This window comes from Nocardia sp. NPDC057663, assembly GCF_042799895.1.
Classification (GTDB): Bacteria; Actinomycetota; Actinomycetes; order Mycobacteriales; family Mycobacteriaceae; genus Nocardia.
The window spans coordinates 19,882-40,679 of the sequence record NZ_JBHVHX010000007.1 but is presented as its reverse complement, the minus strand read 5'-3'; the positions used below and the strand labels follow the sequence as shown (position 1 = coordinate 40,679).

At 65.8% G+C, this 20,798-nt stretch carries 17 protein-coding genes and 1 pseudogene; 7 read left to right on the top strand and 11 right to left on the bottom strand.

The window, feature by feature from the left end:
- Position 1: 1 nt before the first annotated feature.
- From ACFVAV_RS17715 to ACFVAV_RS17700, 4 genes are read left to right on the top strand one after another with little or no spacing between them, the layout of a single operon-like run.
- Positions 2 to 1,624, top strand: coding sequence for a phage tail protein (locus ACFVAV_RS17715; protein WP_379035993.1), 1,623 nt, complete (start codon positions 2 to 4; stop codon positions 1,622 to 1,624).
- A gap of 8 nt (positions 1,625 to 1,632) precedes the next feature.
- The gene (locus tag ACFVAV_RS17710) at positions 1,633 to 3,489 is read left to right on the top strand and encodes a hypothetical protein (protein WP_379035992.1); all 1,857 of its coding nucleotides are present in this window, start codon (positions 1,633 to 1,635) and stop codon (positions 3,487 to 3,489) included.
- A 19-nt stretch (positions 3,490 to 3,508) separates the two neighbouring features.
- A complete protein-coding gene (locus ACFVAV_RS17705) occupies positions 3,509 to 5,515 on the top strand; it encodes a hypothetical protein (protein WP_379035991.1) in 2,007 nt (668 codons plus the stop codon).
- A 2-nt stretch (positions 5,516 to 5,517) separates the two neighbouring features.
- Positions 5,518 to 5,730, top strand: a complete 213-nt coding sequence (locus ACFVAV_RS17700; RefSeq protein ID WP_379035990.1) for a hypothetical protein — start codon at positions 5,518 to 5,520, stop codon at positions 5,728 to 5,730.
- Between the two features lie 1,433 nt (positions 5,731 to 7,163).
- Here ACFVAV_RS17700 and ACFVAV_RS17695 read toward each other — a convergent pair.
- The 6 genes and pseudogenes from ACFVAV_RS17695 to ACFVAV_RS17670 all read right to left on the bottom strand — a co-directional run.
- Positions 7,164 to 7,940 (bottom strand): annotated as a pseudogene (locus tag ACFVAV_RS17695) (recombinase family protein); the annotation flags it as partial.
- A gap of 230 nt (positions 7,941 to 8,170) precedes the next feature.
- A complete protein-coding gene (locus ACFVAV_RS17690) occupies positions 8,171 to 8,452 on the bottom strand; it encodes a hypothetical protein (protein ID WP_379035988.1) in 282 nt (93 codons plus the stop codon).
- A 364-nt stretch (positions 8,453 to 8,816) separates the two neighbouring features.
- On the bottom strand, positions 8,817 to 9,683 hold the full coding sequence (locus ACFVAV_RS17685; RefSeq protein WP_379035987.1) for a replication-relaxation family protein: 867 nt from the start codon (positions 9,681 to 9,683) through the stop codon (positions 8,817 to 8,819).
- A 946-nt stretch (positions 9,684 to 10,629) separates the two neighbouring features.
- Entirely contained in the window at positions 10,630 to 11,085 is a 456-nt protein-coding gene (locus ACFVAV_RS17680; RefSeq protein ID WP_379035986.1) for a hypothetical protein, read from the bottom strand.
- Between the two features lie 91 nt (positions 11,086 to 11,176).
- On the bottom strand, positions 11,177 to 11,842 hold the full coding sequence (locus ACFVAV_RS17675; protein WP_379035985.1) for a hypothetical protein: 666 nt from the start codon (positions 11,840 to 11,842) through the stop codon (positions 11,177 to 11,179).
- 962 nt (positions 11,843 to 12,804) lie between these two features.
- Positions 12,805 to 13,011, bottom strand: a complete 207-nt coding sequence (locus ACFVAV_RS17670) for a hypothetical protein (protein WP_379035984.1) — start codon at positions 13,009 to 13,011, stop codon at positions 12,805 to 12,807.
- A 108-nt stretch (positions 13,012 to 13,119) separates the two neighbouring features.
- On the opposite strand from ACFVAV_RS17670, the gene ACFVAV_RS17665 reads away from it, so the two are divergent.
- Positions 13,120 to 13,560: an NUDIX domain-containing protein gene (locus ACFVAV_RS17665; protein WP_379035983.1), complete on the top strand. Its 441-nt coding sequence runs from the start codon at positions 13,120 to 13,122 to the stop codon at positions 13,558 to 13,560.
- A 59-nt stretch (positions 13,561 to 13,619) separates the two neighbouring features.
- Here ACFVAV_RS17665 and ACFVAV_RS17660 read toward each other — a convergent pair whose 3' ends face one another.
- The 3 genes from ACFVAV_RS17660 to ACFVAV_RS17650 are packed head-to-tail and all read right to left on the bottom strand — an operon-like array spanning position 13,620 to position 16,111.
- Positions 13,620 to 14,273 (bottom strand): hypothetical protein, encoded by a 654-nt coding sequence (locus tag ACFVAV_RS17660; protein WP_379035981.1) that lies wholly within the window; start codon positions 14,271 to 14,273, stop codon positions 13,620 to 13,622.
- Positions 14,274 to 14,282: 9 nt separating this feature from the next.
- On the bottom strand, positions 14,283 to 15,428 hold the full coding sequence (locus ACFVAV_RS17655) for a radical SAM protein (RefSeq protein WP_379035980.1): 1,146 nt from the start codon (positions 15,426 to 15,428) through the stop codon (positions 14,283 to 14,285).
- Positions 15,425 to 16,111 (bottom strand): hypothetical protein, encoded by a 687-nt coding sequence (locus ACFVAV_RS17650; protein ID WP_379035979.1) that lies wholly within the window; start codon positions 16,109 to 16,111, stop codon positions 15,425 to 15,427. The genes ACFVAV_RS17655 and ACFVAV_RS17650 overlap by 4 nt, the downstream gene beginning before the upstream one ends.
- Before the next feature lie 186 nt (positions 16,112 to 16,297).
- Here ACFVAV_RS17650 and ACFVAV_RS17645 point away from each other — a divergent pair, with 186 nt between their 5' ends.
- Together ACFVAV_RS17645 and ACFVAV_RS17640 are read left to right on the top strand one after the other, a co-directional pair.
- On the top strand, positions 16,298 to 17,776 hold the full coding sequence (locus ACFVAV_RS17645; protein ID WP_379035978.1) for a helix-turn-helix domain-containing protein: 1,479 nt from the start codon (positions 16,298 to 16,300) through the stop codon (positions 17,774 to 17,776).
- A 71-nt stretch (positions 17,777 to 17,847) separates the two neighbouring features.
- Positions 17,848 to 18,309: a flavoprotein gene (locus tag ACFVAV_RS17640; RefSeq protein ID WP_379035977.1), complete on the top strand. Its 462-nt coding sequence runs from the start codon at positions 17,848 to 17,850 to the stop codon at positions 18,307 to 18,309.
- A gap of 322 nt (positions 18,310 to 18,631) precedes the next feature.
- Here ACFVAV_RS17640 and ACFVAV_RS17635 read toward each other — a convergent pair whose 3' ends face one another.
- The gene (locus ACFVAV_RS17635; RefSeq protein ID WP_379035976.1) at positions 18,632 to 19,294 is read right to left on the bottom strand and encodes a pentapeptide repeat-containing protein; all 663 of its coding nucleotides are present in this window, start codon (positions 19,292 to 19,294) and stop codon (positions 18,632 to 18,634) included.
- Complete coding sequence (locus ACFVAV_RS17630) at positions 19,282 to 20,796, bottom strand: hypothetical protein (protein WP_379035975.1); 1,515 nt, start codon at positions 20,794 to 20,796, stop codon at positions 19,282 to 19,284. The genes ACFVAV_RS17635 and ACFVAV_RS17630 overlap by 13 nt, the downstream gene beginning before the upstream one ends.
- Between the last annotated feature and the right edge of the window lie 2 nt (positions 20,797 to 20,798).

Sequence of the window (20,798 nt, the reverse complement as noted above, 5' to 3'; positions counted from 1 at the left end):
CATGACCAGCAGCTACCTGCGTCACCTACCGCCGGTCCTGTGGGATCCTGTGCGAGACACCGAATTCGGGCTCGGCACGTTCCTGCTCGCGTTCGAGAAGATCCTCACCGGCCTCGACGACGACCTCCCCGTCCGGCACACCGTGAACGGACGCACCCACGACCACGAACCGATCGCCACCATGATCGGCCGCATCCCCGAACTGTTCGACCCGTGGCGAGTGCCGGAACGGTTCCTGCCGTGGCTGGCGTCGTGGGTGGCCCTGGAGTTCCCGAACCTGCAGGGCCGCGAGGTCTGGGACGAATACCAACGCCGCCGCGCCACCGCCGAAGTCGCCCGCATCCATCGTCTGCGCGGCCTGCGGACCGGTCTCGACAGCGCCCTGGATCTGTTGTCCACCAGCACGATCCGCCCCCGCGTCGCCATCGACGACGGCGACAAACTGCTCACCCTCACCCCTTCACCCGTCGGCGTCGCGCCGGTCACCGCGCTGGTCGCCCAGGGGCCCGCGCTCAGCGAACCGTTCGGCATCGCCAGCCGGGTGCTGGTGAACGGTCTGGTACGCCCCCGGTGCGTGGCCGTCGGCGGTGACGGCAGCCTCTTCGTCGGCGACTTCGGCGCGGCCACCCAGGTGACGGCCCTGATCAGTCGGGTGTGGCGGGTGAGCCCGAGCGGTGCGCTCGATCTCACCGGCGATCCGCCCATACCCACCCCCTTGGCGCCCGGCACGGTCGACTTCACCAACGTGGTCGCCGTCGCCGTGCGGCCCCGGCGCGGCGCCGACCCCGAAACCCTGTTCATCCTCGACCGCAGCAAGAAACTGTTCTCCCTGCCCTTCCCCTACACGGCGTCCACCGCCACCCTGGTGACCACCGTGCCGACCGTGCGGCCGATGGCCATGGCCGTCGACGGCAGCGGCGACGTGCTAGTCCTGGATCGCGGCAACATCGTCGGAGACCCCGCCAACCCCCGCGTGTTCGTGGTGCGACCCGGGCAACCCGTCGGTGCGCCGGTGGCGCTGACCACGATCAAGGAGCCGTTGAGTCTGCACGTGCGCGCCGACGGCACCCTGGTGATCGGCGACGGCGGCGACCAGGACAGTCGTGACCCCGGCAACCTCGTTCGCGTGCAACGCGTTTCACCCACAAACTGGACGCAGACCCCGATGCTGGCCGCGCGGAACCCGCTCGTGTCACCCAGCGCCGTCGTCGCTGCCGACGGGGACGCGCTCTACGTGCTCGACGCGGGGCTGCGGCCGTTCGCCTCCGGCGAAGGCGTGGTGACGGTGGCGGCCCCCGCCGCGGTGTATCGCATCGACAAGGCGGGCGCCGTCCGCCGCATCAGCGACCACGGCAACCTCGTGTTCCCCACCGGCATGGCCGTCCAGGGCGGACGTCTGGTGATCTGCGACCCCGGCCAACTCGAATCACCCCAGGAAGCGCCGGTGCTCACCCGCCTGTCCCCGTTCCGGTTCTGCGTGGTCGTGCATCTCGAGAAGGACAACCTGCCCGAGGACCCGGTGAAACGCGAACGCGCCATCGGCGCCATCTCCGCCGGCATCGGCGACATCGTGGCCCGCATGCGGCCCGCCCACACCCTCGGCACCTTGATCATCGCCGGATAGGAGGAGACATGCCCATCAGGCGCACCGACTATTGGAACCGCACCGGCGCGGTCCCGAAGGTCCGCAACGGCGACAGCACCCACGGCGAAACCGTCACCGACATCGAGGATTTCGTGCTGCCCTACTCCCGGGCCACGCTCACCACGCTGCGACTGTGGGGGGTGGGCGACGGACTCGCGGTCACCGCCACCATGAACACGGCCGGGCTGAAAGTGGGGACCGGGGTGTCGATCGACGACGACGGACGCGCGGCCGTGCTCGTCGACGGTGGTGTCGCCCTGACCGATCCGACGGTGGCGGCCGACGCCATGTCCGACGTCCCGACCACACCCATCGACGCCACAGGAGTGGCCCTGCCCACCGGAACCCTCACCGGGCCGAAGGTACTCACCATCCGCTACCGCGAAGTCGCCGTCGAAGGGTTGGTCGGCAACGCGCCCACTCTGGTGCACGCCCCGTGGCTGCGGCTCCTCGACGCCGCCGACGTGGTCGTGGGCACCGATATCGTGCTCGCCCAGATCACCCTGGACGCGGGCAAGGTCACCAACGTCTCCTCCCGCGATCGACGTCTCGCCGGGCTGGCCGCCGACCGACTCCAATTGCGCGCCGCCCGAGCCGATCTCGGCACGTTCACGGTCGACCAGGGCGTGTTCGGTGAGCTCCGCGGCACCGTCGACGGCGTCACGCTCACCGTCGGCGGCGGCGTGCGGCGCGCCGTCACCGTCGACGTCGGCGGCAATGTCGGGCTCGGCTCTCGAGTCGGTTTGCCCGAATGCTCGCTGCACGTGGAGGGCTCCCAGGTCCACAGCGGCGGCGCCGGCGGCGGCCTGTCGTTCGCCGACCGCGATGTCGAGGAATTCGTCGCCGAACCCGAAGCGGGCGAACGGTGGGAATGGAACAGTGTCGGTGGCAAGGCCCGGCTGGTGTCCGGGGCGAAGGAACTGTTGTCCATCGGACATGCCGCCATGGTCGGTGAAGGACTCGGTCTCGACGTCGCCCGACGGATGCGGGTGCGCCGGGGCATCGACGCCGCCGCCGGGATCTGGTTCAACCAGTCCACACCCGCCGCCACTGTGGCCGACGGCGGGTACGTCGGCATGCTGGACGACACCCACATCGGCCTGTTCAGCGCCGACGGCCCGTTCGGTCTCAAGCTCGACACCAACGACTGCACCATCCAGATCGTGCCCCGCCCAGGGCAATTCGACTTCTTCGGCTTCAGCGGCGTCGCCATCACCGTCGGCGGACGATCCGAACTCCAGAACCACACCAACGTCCACGGCGGGCTCACCGTCACCGCCCCCATCGGCGTCGTAGGCGGATTCGTCGGTCCCGCAGCGTTCTTCGACGGCGACGTCACCATCTCCGGCCGACTCAGCAAGGGCGGCGGTGGTTTCCGCATCGACCATCCCCTGCAGCCGGAAGGCAAGTACCTGTCGCACTCGTTCGTCGAATCGCCGGAGATGCTGAACCTGTACAGCGGCATCGTCCGGACCGATGCCAGGGGCGTGGCCACGATCGCGCTGCCCGACTGGTTCGAGGCCCTCAACCGGGACTTCACCTATCAACTGACCGTACTGGGCGAGAACGCCCACGCCTTCGTAACCGACGAGATCGCCGAGAACTCCTTCAAGGTGTGGGCGGACGTTCCCGGAGTGCGGGTGTCGTGGCTGGTGACCGGCGTGCGCCGCGACACCTGGGCCGACCAGCACCGCATCGCCGTCGAAGAGGACAAACCCGAGGGCGAACGCGGCCACTACCTGCAGCCGACCACACCCGAACAGCAGTCGGCCGGTCCGGCGCTGCGCGCGGCGATGATCGACAACGATCTCGAGGCCGCCCGACAGCGCTCCGAGAATTCTTGAGCGGCAAGGAGATCCGACCATGACCACACCGCTGACCCGCACCGACTACTGGAACCGCACCGGCCCCGTCCCCAAGGTTCGCAACGGCGACACCACCCACGCCGAAGCCGTGAGCGACATCGAGACCTTCACCATCCCCGCGGCCCGCACGACCAACGCCGCCCTGCACCTGTTCGGCGTCGCCGCCGGTTACGTCGTCACCGCCACCGCCGGCCAGCCCGACCTGCGCATCGGCACCGGGGTCGCGTTCGATCAGGCGGGCCGATTGGCGCTGATGGCCGCGGGTGGTGTCGCGGTGATCGATCAGACCGTGGACGCCGACATCGTCACCGACGTTCCCACCGCCGCCGTGGACGCCACCGGAATCGTCCTTCCCACCGGCAATCACACCGGACCGAAAGTGCTCACTGTCCGCGCCCGCGAGGTCGGCGTCGAGGGTCTGCTCGGCAACGCGCCGACACTCGTGCACGCGCCGTGGCTGCGGCTGCTCGATCCCGCCGGGGTGCTCGCGGGCACGGATCTCGTTCTCGCCCAGGTCACCTTGGGCGCGGGCGGCGTCGTCACCGGCGTCACCGCCGAGGGACGCGTCCTGGTCGGCGGGCACGGCCAACGGTTCGAACTGCGCAAACCGGTGTCGGGAACGCTGCAATCCGGCCAGCAGGCCGTCGGGGCTCTGTCAGCCCGCACCGACGGCGGCCTCGAACTGAACCTGCTCACCCCCGGGCAGCCACCGCGCCTGGCCTGGGCGATCGACCCCACGACGGCGAGCATGTCCCTCGGCGCGCCACTGACCACCGCCGCCGAGGCCGCCCTCCAGATCGACCGTGGTGCAACCAATTCCGTCGCCCTGAAACTCACGTCCGCCGGACCCGGCTGGGGTTCGGGGCTGCGCCTGGCCAACACTTCCGCCGGCGCCCGCACCTACGGCATGTACTCCGGCAGCGACGCGAAACTCCACATCGCCGATGTCGGCGCCGGGCTCGACCGCCTGGTCATCGACGTCGCGGGCTCGGTCGGCATCGGGCTCGGCGCCGCCCCAGCCCGCCGCATCCTGCACGTCGAAGGCACCGAGATCCACAGCGGCGGACCGGCGGGGGGTTTCTCCTTCGCCGATCGCGCCGTCGGCACCTTCACCGAAGCGCCCGGCGCCGGCCAACGCTACGTCTGGTACGCCTCCGGCGGTGTCGCGCGGTTGTGGTCGGGGGCGGATCTGTTCTCCTCCAGCCCCGGCGAAGGCAATGTGCTCGACACCTCCCGCCGCATGCGGGTTCGCCAAGGACCCGACAGTTCGGCGGGCATCTGGTTCTTCCAACGCGGACCGGGCCAGGACCGCGCGTTCGTCGGCATGGCCTCCGACACCGAAGTCGGGTTCTGGGGCAACACGGGCGCCGGATGGGGCCTGAAAATGGACACGACCTCGGGCACCACCCGATTCAGCGGCGGGTTCGGCGCGTTCCAATCCGCGATCTTCTCCAAGGGCAATATCGGCGTGTGGGCCGAGGGCAACGCCAGCGGCATCCTCGCCTCCGGCAACCCGGCAGGCACGTTCCTCGGCGATGTCCGCATCACCGGCTCTCTCAGCAAGGGCGGCGGCGGGTTCACCATCGACCATCCCCTCGACCCCGAGGCCAAACTGCTCTCGCACTCGTTCGTCGAATCGCCGGAGATGATGAACCTCTATCGCGGCACCGTGATCACCGACGCCGACGGCTTGGCCCGGGTCACCCTCCCCGACTGGTTCGACGCCCTCAACAACGACATCGGCTACCAACTCACCGTCGTCGGCGAACCCACTCTCACCGCCATCGCCGAACCCGTGCGCGACAACTCCTTCACCCTGCGCAGCGAACGCCCGCACACCACTGTCTGCTGGCAGGTCAGCGGCGTCCGCCAAGACAAATGGGCCCAGGCCAACCGCATTCGTGTCGAGGAGGAGAAATCCCCCGCCGAACGCGACCACTACCTACACCACGCCGAATATGATCAGCCCGCCACCCGTGGCATCGCCCACGCCACCGAGGAGTGACCATGCGCGAAGAAGCCGAACAGCGCCTGCGCCGCCTGCGCGCCGACTACGAAGTGGGCCAGGTCAAACTCGCCGAAGTCGAACAACAGGCCCTGGTCCTGCGCGAAACGCTGCTGCGCATCAGCGGCGCGATACAGGTCCTCGAAGAACTCCTCGCCGAAGGAAACGGACACGTCCCCGACGACGAATCCGCCACCATCACCGTCGGCGAATAATGGTTGGACGCGGTTCGGAAGGCGTTGCTGGGCCGTGTCTCATAAGTCGGTGGGGACGGGCGTGTGCCTGCCTTCATCCACAGCTTTCCCGCCGGCACTCCCGCACGATCGACTCCGCAGCTTGTCGGCCGCACCTTCTCGCGAGCTTCGGGGTCGCGCCCGGCGAACTGCCACGCCACCGCGGCAGCGGAGACACCTCGATCACCGAGTCCGAGCCGAACCCGATCAGCGCGGTCGAGGACACCCGCGTGCCCTCGGTGAGGGCGATGATCGCTTCGATCACGTCCATCACCTGTGCGGCCCGGACAGGATCTCACTGCCGACTGCTCCCACATCGTCCGTCGCGGCGGATCGGAACTGCGACACGGCGGTCCGCAGACGGCATCCATCAAACACACAGCCAAAGTGGGGGGTTTATGGGGGGCCAGGACCGAAAACAGGTCAGGCCACTCATGATCACAACTGGGCACGTCTACAGGCCGTAGTCGGCTTCGATTCTTAGCTGACCGCGCGAAAACAGCAGGTCGTCCCCGTTGCCATCTTCGATGTGCCCTGCCGAGGGCACGTAGAACATGGGCAACCGAAGTAGCGGATTCCCGTGGCGAATCGGGTTGCCTAGTACTGTCGCCGTGCGCTGGTGGCAGTACTGGCCCTGGTTCGGGGGTTGTACCGGGGTTCATTGTTCCGGCGGCTGTGGCAGCGGCGGGGAGTGTTTCTTCGGTCAGGGTGGCATAGATGGCCACGTGTTTGCCGGTGTGGTCGTAGACGATTTTGATGCTGAATGCCTCGTACAGGTCGCGTTGCAGGACATCGGGGGCGCGGGTGAGACGCAGCGTCAGCCGGGGCAGGTGATCCAGGAGAGCGGGTTCGTCGGGTTGCTGGCGGGCCGCCTGTTCGCGCAGGGTCTCGAGCTCGGTGTTCTTGGTGCGGCGCTGCTGTTCGAGTTCGGTGTAGCGGCGGCGTAGTCGTTCGGTCCACGCGTCGGACACCTCGTCACCACTGGTGATGGGGCGGGATTCGAGTTCGGTGAGCAGGTTGTCCTGTCGTCGGGTGATATCGGCGAGGGTCTTCTCGATCGCGGCCGACCGCTGCTCGAGATCATGGACCTTGGTCGAGGACTGGCCGCGTAGCTGGTGGCGCAGCAGGGTCGCTCGGTCCGGCCCGAAGACGCGTTCGTTGAAGAACATCTCGAGGCAGTCGAGGAGCTTGTCTTCGCGCACATACACCGAGCGGGGGTGGTCGGCATACTCCTCGGGTTTGCCGACAAGGTCGAGTTTGGGTTGGCAGGTGTAGTAGCCGTAGCCCTTGCGGGTTTTGCCGAACATCCGCTTGGCGCACTGCTGGTGGTGCACGAACGAGCGCAGCACATAAGTGCGGTGGGTGTCGGGGTGGGTGTTCTTGACGCTCATCCGCGACCCCTGGCGGGTGGTGCGGTCGCGCTGCACCGCTTCCCACACCTCGCGGGTGATCAGGGGCTCATGAGTGGGTTCGGGTGACCATACCCATTTCTCGGGTGGGTTGAGCGCGCCGCCCTTCTTGCTGGCGCGCCGGTTCCACACCATGTGCCCGGTGTATTTCGGGTTGATCAGGATCTCACGGACCGAGGACCCCGACCAGCGGCCCTTCGCGCGTTTACCGCTGTTGGGTTGCGGGGGCGGGTAGCGATCGGGGTCGGCGTTGAGCCGGTCCGCGATCACCTGGTAGGCGAGGCTCTCGTCGTGGCGCAGCTGGAAGATCCGCACGACCGCCGGTGCGCGTTCGGTATCGACGACGAGCCGGGATTTGGTGCGGCCCTCCTCGCGTTTCGCGGCGACCGGGTGTGGGAGTCTCTCGTTGCGATAGCCGTGGCAGGCTTTGCCGATGTTCCAGCCCTGTTTGGTGTGTTCGCGGTATCCTTCCCAGGATTGTTCGAGAGTGTGACGCAGGAACCACTCGGCCACACCCTGTTTCACGCGGCGCACGAGGATCTGGGTGGCGCGCTTCTCCGATAGCGAGATCGGCCCCTCGTCGGCAGCGAACAGCGGGATACCCACGGTTTCGAGTTCGTGTTCGAGCTGGGTGGATTGCCGGGTCCAGCGGGCGGCACGTTCGATCTCCTCGACCACGACCGCCTCGAACCGGCGGTTCGGGTGGCGGGCCTCGGCGAGCAGGTCGGCCAGGCCACCGTCACGTGGGATCGGGATGTCGAACGCCTCGTGCGCGCTGCCCATGCCACGCAGTTCGAGGTCCTTGCGGGAGGACTCGACGTCGTAGAAGAACGCGACGATCACGAACCCGGGCGGGAGAACACTGCGGCAGCTGTCGAGCTGGCGCGGCAGCGACAACGTGGGGTCCTGCAAGTCCCGGGTCGAGGTCCGCAGGAACACCGCGACCGGCACCGGAGACGAGCTGCCCATTCCGAGCAGGTCCGGGCTGTCGGGTCCGACGAATGCGGGCAGGCTCATGCCGCCTCCTGCTCACCCTCGGCGGCGGCGTCGAGGTCGACCAGCTCCCGGGCCGGTTCGTGGCTGTCGAGCCAGCGCAACAGCGCCGAGATCGCGCGGGACTGACGTTCGGCGAGGCGTGCGGCTTCGGCCCCGGTGATGTAGCGGATCTGGAACGACACCGTTAGATCACCTGCGCGAGCGTCGGCGCCCACCGGCATCTCATGGTGTGCGCGCGAGCGGCGAGCGTGCCGGTTGAATGGGATCACCGTGGCCTCGTCCGAGAATTCCTCATCCATGAAATGCCTCTCTCTGTGTCCTGTGCCGCCCGCCCCGATGACCGGGCGGCGGTGACTGTTTCGCAGGTTGTCGGAACTGCACGGGACCGTCGGGTCCGCGTGCAGCGGGGTCCATGAACGCTCCGTAGCGGCCGGTGCGTCAACTGTCTTCTCGTGCAACGTTTCTGCCGACCGGACCGCCCCACACCCAACCCCGGGGCCGATCCCCCGGAATGCAGTCCGCCAGCGGCGTTCTGGCGGGGTGAACGTGCATCGACAGGGCGCGGCCCGGTACGGAACAGTCGTCGAACGGCGGGCACCCGACCACGAATCCGCCCCACCGGGCGATGGCGCGAATCCGCAGGCGGGTGATGACCAGCACCGGTTACCTCACCACTGTTGGGGCCGGTGGTGGTGGTGCGAGAGCGGTGACTCTGCGCGAGGGCGCCCAGGTGGCCTCCTGGTCGATGTCGTCGCCGATGTGGGTGCGGCGCGGCCAGACGGTGCCGAGTTCGGGCAGGCGCTGGCGGGCGGAGCTGGTGTGCAGCGGTAGCCAGACCTGCTCGGCCGGACTCGCCGCGGGGCTGGCGGCGAGTAGTTCGGCGGCGGCAGTAGCGACCGGAACCTGACCGGGATCGGGTAGCCGCTCCCACACCTGCCGCAGAGCCGCCCGCGCGTTGGCCTCGCGGACGGTGCTCGGCACCCACAGCAGGACCGGGACCATGGCACCGGTGGTGCGGGCCAGCTCGGCGTATCCGTGCAGTTTGGCCGCGACCCGAGGCAGGGAGGTGGTGCCCAGGTCGTATTCGAGGAAGAAATCCAACACGGTCTCGCCGTGCGTGCAACGGCCGTAGGCGTCGGGGCGGGCCAGGTCACCCCAGAGACGCTGGCAGCGGGTCTCGGACCACCACCTCGCCACCCGCACGCCGTGGGGTCGGGTGACCAAGGTGGTGAACCATTGGTTCACCCCGAGGGTGTGAGTCAGGTGCAGGCTGTGGGCGACCGCGAGCGTCGTCTGGTGGTTGTAGCCGAGATCGCGCACACGCACACCGACCTCGGCGGCGAGGACAGCGGCTCCGGCCGGCGCAAGGGTCCAGTGATGAGGAGCGGTACCGCGAGAACGCATGGGCCGGAACCGATCCAGCACGTGGTAGGTGTGCAGCAGCGCCAGGCGACGGCGGGCGATCTTGACGGTGGGGAACGCGAGGTCGGCGAGCTGGTCGGTAGTCAGAGCCCGATGCTCGAAAACCATGCGCAGCACCCATCGATCACGTTCGGTCAAAGCCCGTACCAGCGAACTCTTCTCCGGACGGAGAGTCCGCGACCAGGGCGGGCGCGGGGCACGAGTGTCGGCTTGCCTGCCGGGGCGGGAAATCATCAGCGCGAGAGCCTTTCTCGGAGCGCGGCGGGATCAGACGACACGGAGGCAGGGCGGGAACAGACGGTCACGACAGCCTCCTGAGCGAGAGGGGGTTCCAACTCCCTACTTCCGCGAAAAGGCCGAGAATTGGACATGTTCTCCGGGACTTCTTTCTGAGAATCTCCTGAACGGGGACCGTGAGAGCGCGGGCATGTCGCCCGGTGTCACGAGCCTCACGGCGGGATCGATGGGAGCCAACGGTCAAGGCGGCCTCCTGAGCGAGAGAGGGTTCTACTTACTACTGCCGCCAAAAACCCGAAAACGGGACATGATTCCCGGGACTTTTTTCTGTGAATTTCCTGAGCCGGGACCGCGAGAGCGGGCACACTGCCCGATGCAACGACCCTCGGACATCTCCCGGAAGCGCTTCATCGAAGTTTGCCTGCACCTTGCAAGAGGTCTATCCGGAACGTATCTGAAACATATCCGAGTCATATCCTGGACATATCCGTGGCTTCACATCCGCTGACAACAGCGTTGCCATGCAGACTCCGAGACGGCACCACCGATGCACTGCGGACGGTAGCGAATCATTTGCCATTTCCACTCATTACGACAGCCACCACGAAGAGCCACACCGCTGCCATGGCCCCAGAACAGCAACCGGCTACGTTCGACACCACCAGTCGCGGACTAACCGGACCGCGCGGTTCGACACCGGCTCACGAGGGAATCGACCGCGCTGCGTAGCCAACGCGGCTCAGCACAGCGCATGGAAATGGCCGGTGGTGGCGAGCGAATCGCTCGGCACCACCGGCCATTTCAGCGGGTGGGTGGATCAGGACGTGAGCGGCGGCACGACGCGCGGGGTGAACCCGGCTGCGGCACCGGCGGCACGGAACCGCCACGACGGCGACACCGTGCGAACGATGTCGGTCTGCCCGTCATCGCCGGTGTCGTCGCCGTCCTGTTCGGCCAAGTGATCCCGGATCGCGACGACCACCTCGCGAGTGGCGGTCTCGAGGTCGCGGTACAGGGTGCCGCTCAGCGGACCGGTCATGATCCGGACCGAACCGCTGTGCGGGAAGAACTCGCCGTCGGTCGTCGCCTGCTCGTAGTGCAGCGCGATCGGCACCCAGGGCACCAGCGCGCCCAGCACGGGCATTTGCAGCTCACGGACGGCCGCGTCCGCGACCGCGATCCACAGCTCGAGACTGTCGGGGGCCAGGCTGGAGTCGGCGTACACCCGGTGCAGGGCCGAAGCGAGGACGTTGGGGGTAGGGGTGGCGTACATAGTCGAGCACCTCTCTCAGGGGGTTAGGTTGAGAGGGCGGTGTCGGACTCCCCGGAGGTAGGAACTCCGGGGATTCCGGCATCGCCCGAGATCAGGACGCGAGAGTGAATCGCTTGGGGGCGGTACTGGTCTGGCGCGCGATCCCGCCGTCGGTCAGCTTGATCAGGGCGTTGTGTACCGCGCCGCTGGAACGGTCCAGGACTTTGCCGATCTGGTGTGGGGTGAACTCGATTCCGAGATGGTCGCGCAGATGGTCCTCGACCTGCCCGCGCAGCGCTCCGGCGGGCAGGCGTTCGACCATCGACTCCGCGTCGGCCGCTGCCACGCCATCGGCCATCGCCGGGGGTTCCGGGGCCGGGGTTGCGGTTTCGTTGACCGTGGGGGCGGCTACCGCCGTCTCCGTCGCGGTGTCGGGTGTGGGTGCGACCGGTTCCGGGTCTGCGGGCTCGGCGGTGGGTGCTGGGTCCGGTTCGATGGTGGCCGGTGCGCCTACGCCCTGGGTCCAGGTCTTGGCGGCCCGGGGCGCGTCGGGGTCGGTGTGTTGCTGCGCGTGCCCGGCGGTTTCCCACCGTGCCAGCAGACGCCGGGCGGTGGACAATCCGATCCCGGCGATGTCGGCCAGCGCGGCGGTGGTGTTGTCGGGGTGGGCGCGCAGGGCCGCCCACAGCGCGCGGGTGCTGTCGTGGCGCGGCACCGGCGCACCGCCCTGGACGAACGCAACCGGTTTCGTGGCCACGACGGTGTTCTTCTTCGACATGGGGGTGTTCCTTCCCGCAATGGGTTTCAGTTAATTCGGGGGTTTTCCCGAACGGATGGAATGCGCACCGACCGGGGCGATTCCCCGGGCGGTCGGTGCGGTTCCGGTTTCCATGACCGCTCGATAGGGCGTGTGATGTCAAGCCGAACGTGGAAATTCGTTCCGGTCCTGAATCTCTCGCTCCCGATTGACGAAATGCCAATTCCGCGAGAGAAATTCGTCTCGAAGATGTTCGGTGTCGTGGCGCGAGGCGGACTCGCGGCGGGTCTCGCCGCGGGTGCCGGTGGGATCAGTCGAGGTCGTCGCGCCGTGCTCTCGCACTGAGATCGCGCCGGGCGCCGGAGAGGCGGGCCAGGCCCTGATCGAGGTCGAGACCCTCGGCCGCGAACAGCATCACAACCCCCATTCGCGAGAATTGCGCTGATTCGTCGCGAGGCCGCCTCGCGTGACAATGCAAGCCGCGAACGAAACGCACCCAGCGCACCCGAAGGCCCTCGACCGCGTGAGGTCGGCGAGACCATAAGAAGCGGATTCAAAGACGGAAGCATGGAGCGAGGAGAGGGCGGGAGAAGGATTGAGACCGGGCGGGCCAGAGGAGCCAGAACGACACGAGGGCCGGGATGAGCGCCGGTGACGCATGTCTATACATCTATGAGTATAGACAATCCTGGATGACACCCAGCCACGGATATAGCCATCTACCAGGCGTGATACAGAGGCGCGGTGGGGCCCTATATGACCCCACGTATTTCCGCACGTACTTCTTCACGCATTCCTCCACGCATCGACAGCGTTGAACCGGACAACCTACCTGCTCAGACCCCTTCAAGTGGTTCGTCTACACGGGTCAGCTGTCCTCGTGATGCGAGATCAGCGATCACGGCGCTGAGTTCGAGGTATGTCGGGAGCCCGATGGTCCGATATCGGTGTGGACGCAGTCCCGCGAGTCGGTGGTATCCATCTCACTCCTCCACATGGTGGCGACCGGAGTTCGTCGCGAAGTCCTGACGGTGGTAGCCGACTCGCTGGTATTCGGGGAGGCGGGCATCGCAACGGCCGCGCCTGGCTGCCGCACCGAAAGTGATGATCGCGCGGAAGTTTTCGGGGGTCTGGCTGGGGACAACGAGGAGCTGACCTTCGCTGCGATGGAGGGTGACTTGGTGCGACATGAGGTCTCCGATTCCGATACGGCGGACCAGTAGTACATGGGCCGCCGATGGCTTATGGTCGTGCTCGCGTTCATGTCGAGCGCATCGAGAGAGAGGTAAGAAATGGCTGTGGCCAGCACTGAAAGGCACACCCTCATCGGTGATGTGCACCTGCTGCTCACCGACGACCAGGAGAGGATCCTGTTCGGCCGGCGAGCTGGCACCGGGTACGCCGATGGCGCCTTCCACCCGCCCTCGGGCCATCTCGAGGCCGAGGAGTCGGTGGTCGAGGCACTGCGGCGTGAAGCCGCCGAGGAGATCGGTGTGCAGATCGCGCCCGAGGACGTCGAGTTCGCACACATCATGCACAACAGCTCGTCCGGCGGGCGCGTCGCGTTCTTCTTCCAGGTCCGGCAGTGGGAGGGCGAACCGACGAACATGGAACCCGACAAGTGCGACGCGCTGGAATGGTTCGCCGCCGACGCTCTGCCAGCAGACATGATCCCCTACTGCCGGGAAGCACTGGGCCACATCTCCTCCGGCAAGTCACTGTCACTGTTCGGCTGGTGACAGGTGACGGTGGGGACCGTGACCTCTCTCTCGCCGGTCCCCACCGTCGCTAGACCTCGTCAGATGAGCTGCCACTCATCGAGCGAGGCGATCAGTTCCTCGAGGCGCTGCGGGGACATGCGTTTCTCCGCAGCGTCTTCGAGGGATTCCTTCGTGGCCCCGTATTGCCACCAGGACTCGCCGTTCTTGGCGTCCATGACCAGGAACCGGTCCTTGATGGCCGGGCCGCGCAGCACCAGCGACACGGTGCCGGGTTCGGCGACCACGGCGTGAACAGCGCTGTGGTGCAGCGCGTAACTGGCCCCGACCCGTTCCTGGCGCACGTGCACCGCGCGCAGGCTCGAAACGTCGATCTCCGTACCGAGTTCGACGTCACCGTAGAGCCGGTGCCGGTATTCGCCACGCAGGATGCGGCTGGCATAGGTCCAGCGGTGGTTGTGCGGGCGATCGTGGTAACCGGGCCCGAAGATGTGCAGGCGCAACCGGATCCCGGATTCGAGGTCGTCGTGCAGGACGATCTTGTCGAGAATGTCGTAGTGCTCGCACAGTGCGGCGAGATCGGGGTTGTCGGGCAGCGTGGTCAACGCGCGGCGCAGCAGGTACATCTGGGTGGCGAGCAGTTCGAAGGACTTGCGGGTGGCCGACTCGACAGCCTCCACGTCGTTCCAGTCGAGCGAGCGCAGCGGTTCGATGACGGTTTCCATGGTGTGCATTGGGGTCTCCTATTCGGGTTTCGCGCTGGATTTCCACAGTCGGCAGACCGGCACGATGTCGGGGTAGGCCGAGCACGACGAAGACCCCATGACCAGTTCCTCGGCCGGGCACCCACCCATGCACGCCGATTCCTTGCAGCCGCCGCAGGCGCTGCCGACGAGAGGTTTGGTGAACAGATCGAACTCGTTGATCTCGCTGTCGCGGTTGAGCAGCACCTGGCCGTCGCGCATCTTGGCGTAGTAGGTGTCGGTGTCGAAGAGGTAGCTGCACACGTAGCAGCGGCCGTCGGGGAAGATCGAGATCCGGTCGAGGGTGCGGCCGATGCAGCCCTGGTAGCCCTCTCCGGCGTAGCGGTCCATTTGGTCGCGGCGGGCGTAGGTGGGCTGGAACCACACCCGTGACTTGTATTCCGGCGCAACGAGTTCGAGTCTCGTGCAGAAGTTCACCCACTCAAGGGGGTTCATCGCCATGTCGGCGTTGCCGTGGCCGGTGCCGATGGTGGAGAACACGTGGAATTTGACCAGGCTCGCGCCGATGTCGTCGGCGATGTCGAGCAGGCGCAGGACATCACCCTCGTTGGCTTTGTTGACCGTGCAGATGATGCGAGTGTCGAACCCGCGCTCGCACAGTTCGGCGCTGGTCTGCATCGCCTGGTCGAAGGTGCCCTCGCCGCGGACGGTGTCGTGGGTGGCCGCGCTGCCGCCGTCCATGCTGACCTGGACGTAGGCGAAGTCCTCGGGGGTGAGCTGGGCGAACTTCTTGCGGGCGATGGCCTGGGCGTTGGTGGTGGTGATGACGTGGCCGTAGCCGATGGTCCTGGCCGCCCGGATGGCGTCGATGTACCAGGGGTGCAGGGTCGGCTCACCGCCGAGGATGGTGAGCTTGTCGCCGCCGAGCTGCCGCCAGGTGGTGAGGGTGTCGACGATCTGCTGCGGGGTCATCTTCAACGCCCGCTCGAGCCGTTCGCCCATGTAGCAGTGCTCGCACCGCAACTGGCACGCCTCGGTGATGTAGAGGTAGACGTTGCGGAACCGGCCATAGGAGACCTTGTCGACACGATGTGGTTCGCGCTGTCCGGCGTTGCGCGGCATACGGGCGTGGCCGTAGGTGTCGGGCCGGAAAGTCGGGAGTCCCAGAGGGGTTGTGCTGGTCATGCGGTGGTGCTCCTCACGATGAGCAGGGGCTCGACGATTCGTGCGAGGGTCGCGGCGTCGTCGGCGCCGTCGACGGAGTTGGTAGGGATGCCCGCACGGTCGAACGCGGTACGCACGTCCCCGACCGTGTCGTCGTGGCGTCGGGTGCGGGCGGCGAACAGTGACGGAGCGTCGCCTCGCCGCGGGTGCAGCAGTGAGCCACAGTTCCCGCAGGTCCATCCGCCGAACGTCGATGCGGAGGCGGGCAGGCGCGGATCGGCGGCCGGATCGCGCTCACATCGGTGACAGACTCGACGTGCTCGCGCCCTCTTACGTCTGGCCGGCGCGTCGAGCACGAGCTCGATCGGCTCGACGGCACAGCCAGGTGCGAGCTCCCGCGCTATGTCGAGCAGCGCCTCGACCTGCTGGCCCGTGCCGGGATAGTTGTCCAGGAGCACCGTGTGGATCCGGGAATCGGTGGCCACGGTGCTCAGATACTGGCGCACCGCCGGATTAACGACGTCATCGTCGATCCAGCCGAGGTCTCGCGGGCCGTGGCTGGCGGTCTGTCTGACCACCTCGGGCGGCACGTGTTCGCGCAATCTGAACACGTGCCGGTCGGGATTCTTGCCCAGCGCCAGCGTGAGCGTTGTCTTTCCGGATGCCGGTGGCCCGAGGATCGGCACCAACAGTGATAGCGCCATGTCGCCCCTTCCGCAGGATTGATATCGGACACACCGACGATCGCCGCGTCGATAGCGAATTGGCTATACACACAACGAGTCTCGGGAATTCCGGTGTATGCAGAAGGCGCATATGGGCTGGGTAGAGCTGGTGGTACCGTCGGAAAAACCGTTGGGGACGGCCATGATCGCGGAACGGGGCGGATGATGCGGACGACCAACTACGCGCGCGAATGCCCGATGTGCGGGACTCGGTTGTCCCGATTCAACACCGGCACGGCGTGCAGTAGTTGCGCGCACGAAGAACCCGCTGTCGGCGCACCGGTGATGCCCGCCGAGTTCTGGGCCAGCGATCACATGCGCGACGCCTTGGCCTCCTGGCACATGGGCCGGGTGATCTTCGCCTTCCGCACCCACCCCATGCACAAGTCCCCGATCACCCAACTCGACGTCGCGAACTGGCTCGACATGTCCCAGGCGACCTTAAGCCGGATCGAGTCCCGCGAAGCTCCCGAGAAGATGTCCAAGCTGGTCCAATGGGCAACAGCTCTGCACATCCCCGAGGAACTGCTGTGGTTCCGACTCCCCCGGCAGAACGCGGCAACCGAGGTCGACCGTCGCCAGCTGCTCGTCCTCGCGGCAGCGGCCGTCGCCTCGGCCACCACCGAAGACATCCTCCCCAGCAGCAGCCCCGCCACCGACGACTTCGACGCCTCGGTGCCCGCCATCGAAACAGCCTTCTGGGCAGCAGGCAACATCGGAAACGATCAGCCGGTCCGCGAGATCGGCGAACTCGTCGCGCTCGCCCGACGCATCACCAAACTCCAAATGGCCTGCGAATACGCGAAACTCGGCCCCTTGCTGGCACCGGCGATCACCGATCTGTACCGCCAAGCCCACAGCGGAAAGCCCCGAGACCGCCGCGCCGCGTGGGATGCGTTGACCCAGGTCGCTTCCGAGACCTCGGTGGCACTGCGCGCACGCGGCTATTTCGCCGTCGCCTGGTCAGCCGCGCAAGCAGCCGAATCCGCTGCCAAACGGATCGACAGCAGACAAGGCATCGCCTCGGGTGCCTACGTGCGCAGCCAGGTACTCCTCGCCCGACCCGAGTCCCTCAAGGCTGCCCTGGACTGCGCCGTGCACACCGCCGCCCAGGTCGGACCCGACGCGGCCACTGCCCCCGAGATACAAACGGTCGGAATGCTCCACCTCCAAGCCTCTTTGGTCACCGCCACCATGGGCGCCAGCCCCCACGATCACCTCGCCCAGGCGGCCGAGTACGCGGCTCAACTCGACCGCGCGACCGTCGACGATCCCACCACGATCGTCGGCAACGTCTCCTTCGGCTCGGCCAACGTGGCGTTGTGGAACATGACCGTAGCCATGGAAGAAGGCTCCCCGGAACGAGTGCTCGATCTCGCCCACCGCCTCGACCCTCGATCGTTGCCGACCGTGGGCCGCGCCGCACAGTACTTCGTAGAAGTCGGGCGTGCCGCCGCAGCCCGCGACGACCACACCATGTCCCTGGACGCGCTGTTACGAGCGGAGCGCATCGCGCCTCAACAGGTCCGCAACATGGACACGGTGCAGGAACTAGTGGGCCACATGATGATCAAGGCCGGACGCGACCTCGTCACCGGTGACCTCGGCAAACTCGCTTCCCGGGTCGGTGCCGTGGCGCTGTAGGCGAAGACGCATCACCCATTGCCTGCCATGATGGGGACATGGGTGAGCGCACAAGAGTTCTGTACGCAATCGTGACAGGAGCCGGTGGGGCAGGGGACGTCGGTGAACTGGTGACCCTCGCGCAGGCAGACGGTTGGGACGTGTGTGTTCTGGCCTCCCCCAACGGCGCTCGATTCATCGACGCCGAAGCACTCGCGGCACAGACCGGATACCCCGTTCGGTCGGAGTTCAAGATCCCCGGCACCAAAGACCTGCTGCCGCCGCCCGACGCGGTCATCGCCGCGCCGCTGACGACAAGTTCCATGGCGAAATGGGCAGCGGGAATTGGCGACACACTGCCACTGGCTCTGCTGGTCGAAACGACCGGAGCCGGGCTACCAGTCGTAGCGGTTCCGCACGGACGAGCAGCTCAATTCCAGTTCCCGCCAGTCGCTGCCGCACTGTCAAACCTCACCGACTGGGGCGTGCGCTTCATCCGGGTCAACGAAGGCGAACCGGTGCCGTGGGCGGCAGCTCTGAAAAGCCTCGGCTGACTAAGTCCAACATCGGAAGGCCGGCACGCCCGTAGCCTGGCCATGCACTCACATAGGGCGCGCGGGTGCTTGCACACCACGGCCTTACCCGCCCACTCGCCGGGGGCTGCTGCATTGATAGGTCACACTGTCACCTCGTCGTGCAGCAGCCCCTCTGGCTCCGCTTGCTGGCGTCAAGCCTATTGCCGATCCAAGCACGAGCTGCTTTGGTGATCACGCCGCCCGCCACGATGAAGGCATGATCGACCAATACCTGCCTGTTGATCTCGGGGTAAAACACCTCATGGGCACCTTCGAAAGTTCGGAGTCAATGACAGCCGGGTCACGATCGAATGGTGACATCCACAGCTCCGTTTTCACTGAACCATTTCTTGAGCTCGAGACCCGCGAGAACCATAGCCGATTTCACTCCGACATCCACTGGACCAATTATGGACCCCGAAGCGCCTGCCACCGAACATCCGCCCATTCGTGCGTCCGAAAAGTCTGTCGAAGAAAACTCGCAGCCTCGCAGATCGGCGGATCCGAGATCGGCATCCGCAAAGCTTGCGCTCCGCAAGTCAGCACCAACCAGATTTGCACGCCGGAAGTCCGAATCCTCGAAGACCGCGCTCTGAAGACGGGCATCACAGAAAATACCACCAGATGCCGAACAGCCACGACCTTCGACCTTGCGGAGATCGCTACGACTGAAATCAGCATTACGCAAATCGGCCGAAATCATCCACGCTGTATACAGATCCGCATCGGATACACATGCCGAATTCAGATCGGCCCCATTCAAGGACGCGCCCTCCAAGAACAAACCCGATACATCAGAGCGGGAAAGGTTCAGACCGTCCCCATTGAAGAGATTGGATGCCGACATCGATATCGACACCGGTGGCAATTGATCCAGATAGAGCCCCAGAGCCGCTTGAGCCGCAGGGTCAGAAGGCCAACGCTTGACATCGCTCCTGGTCCGGCCATAAATCAACTGCCCCATACTACTTTTCCTTCCCACTCGGGATGTTCAGAAACTAGTTGTTCCAATCGCGCACGCCGCGCTGGCGACATTCCGTCAGGATCAATTAGGACATTCTCATCGTCAGCGAGGTCTTTATTGATCATCTTGACAAATTTCTCATCAGATTGAGGGTTACTGATCTCCTGACCAGCATTTGGCCGGTACGATGGCTGACTGTCAGGGGAGCTCTTCACGTCCCAGCGCTTGCCCGTCGCATCTACGAACTCGCCCATATCTTCATTATTCGGCCCCGGTTGAGCACGCGTTATAGGCCCTGGAATCTTGCCATCACGTTCCGCTTGCAATCCTACCTCAGCTTCTCTCTCCGATGCCGGATTGGACTTTCCATTTTTTGCGGGGTCCTTCGACAACTCATCGTGACGGGCTTTGTACTCAGGCGTCCCGGGCGTGTTCGATTTGTTCTCTGAACTCTTCCCGATTACCTCGGTGTTCGTGGCAGTGATCACTATCGGCAACTCGACAATGGTCAGAAGGTCGCCGTTTGTCAGGTTAGCAGTGGTGAAAGTGAGGGTGCCGAGGGTGGTGAGGAATGTGTTGGCGGGTCCGGCTATGGCCCAGGCGGCGTCGTTGAGGAAGTCGATATCTATCTCGACTTTGTTGTCGTTAGGCGACTGCGACTGCTGCTTGCTCGGCGCCTTTTCCTTCGCTGGCTGCTCTTTGACATTTACCATCGAACGCCCGATCGAGATTGCGGTGACCACAACTACCGCTGCGAACTGAGTATTGATATCGGCGCGCATTTTCGTCAAGGCTACATTGTGGGCTTCGACCGCGTTGGCGATGTCGTGGGCGGCGGTACGGATTTCGCGGAGTTTGTCAGCGAGCTTGCGAAGATTGGCTGTATGGTTCGGGATGTCGGCCGGGACTTTAGGTCCGAAGCCTTGTTCCAGCCCGGAGGCGACGGTTAGTAGCCGGGCCACGCCGTATTCGAGAGGGTCTGAATTGGCGAAGGTCTTCCACATAGTTACGGCGCGTGCGAGTTTGTCGGTATCTCCATCGGGGACTTGGCCGCCGGTGACAAACGTGGTGACCTTGTCCTGCAGTTCGGTCCAGTCTGTCTGAAGTCCGTTGGTATAGGCTCCTGATGACGCGATACCGACTACTGCGCCCGCGCCGTAGGGTAGTTCGGACGGGATGCCGGTGGGCAACGATGGCGGGTCGCCTTTGTTGGTACTGCGGTTGGCTGTGTATTCCCCGGACTTCCAGTTGTAGCTGGACGCTGTCAGTATGTCCCCGAAGTGTTGCAGGGCTCGCGCGAAGTTGGTCGCGACCATTGTCAATGCGGCGGCACGGTCGTCGTAGGCTTTCGACCACGACTTGACTGCTTCATAGCCGCCGGCCATCGCGCTTGTTTCTAAGAGTACGGTTTGCGGCGTTTCGTAGACGGTTTGGAATTTCTTCGACAAGTCGTAGCATGCCGCGGCCGCGCTGTCATAGGACTGCGGCGACACTGCGCCCATAG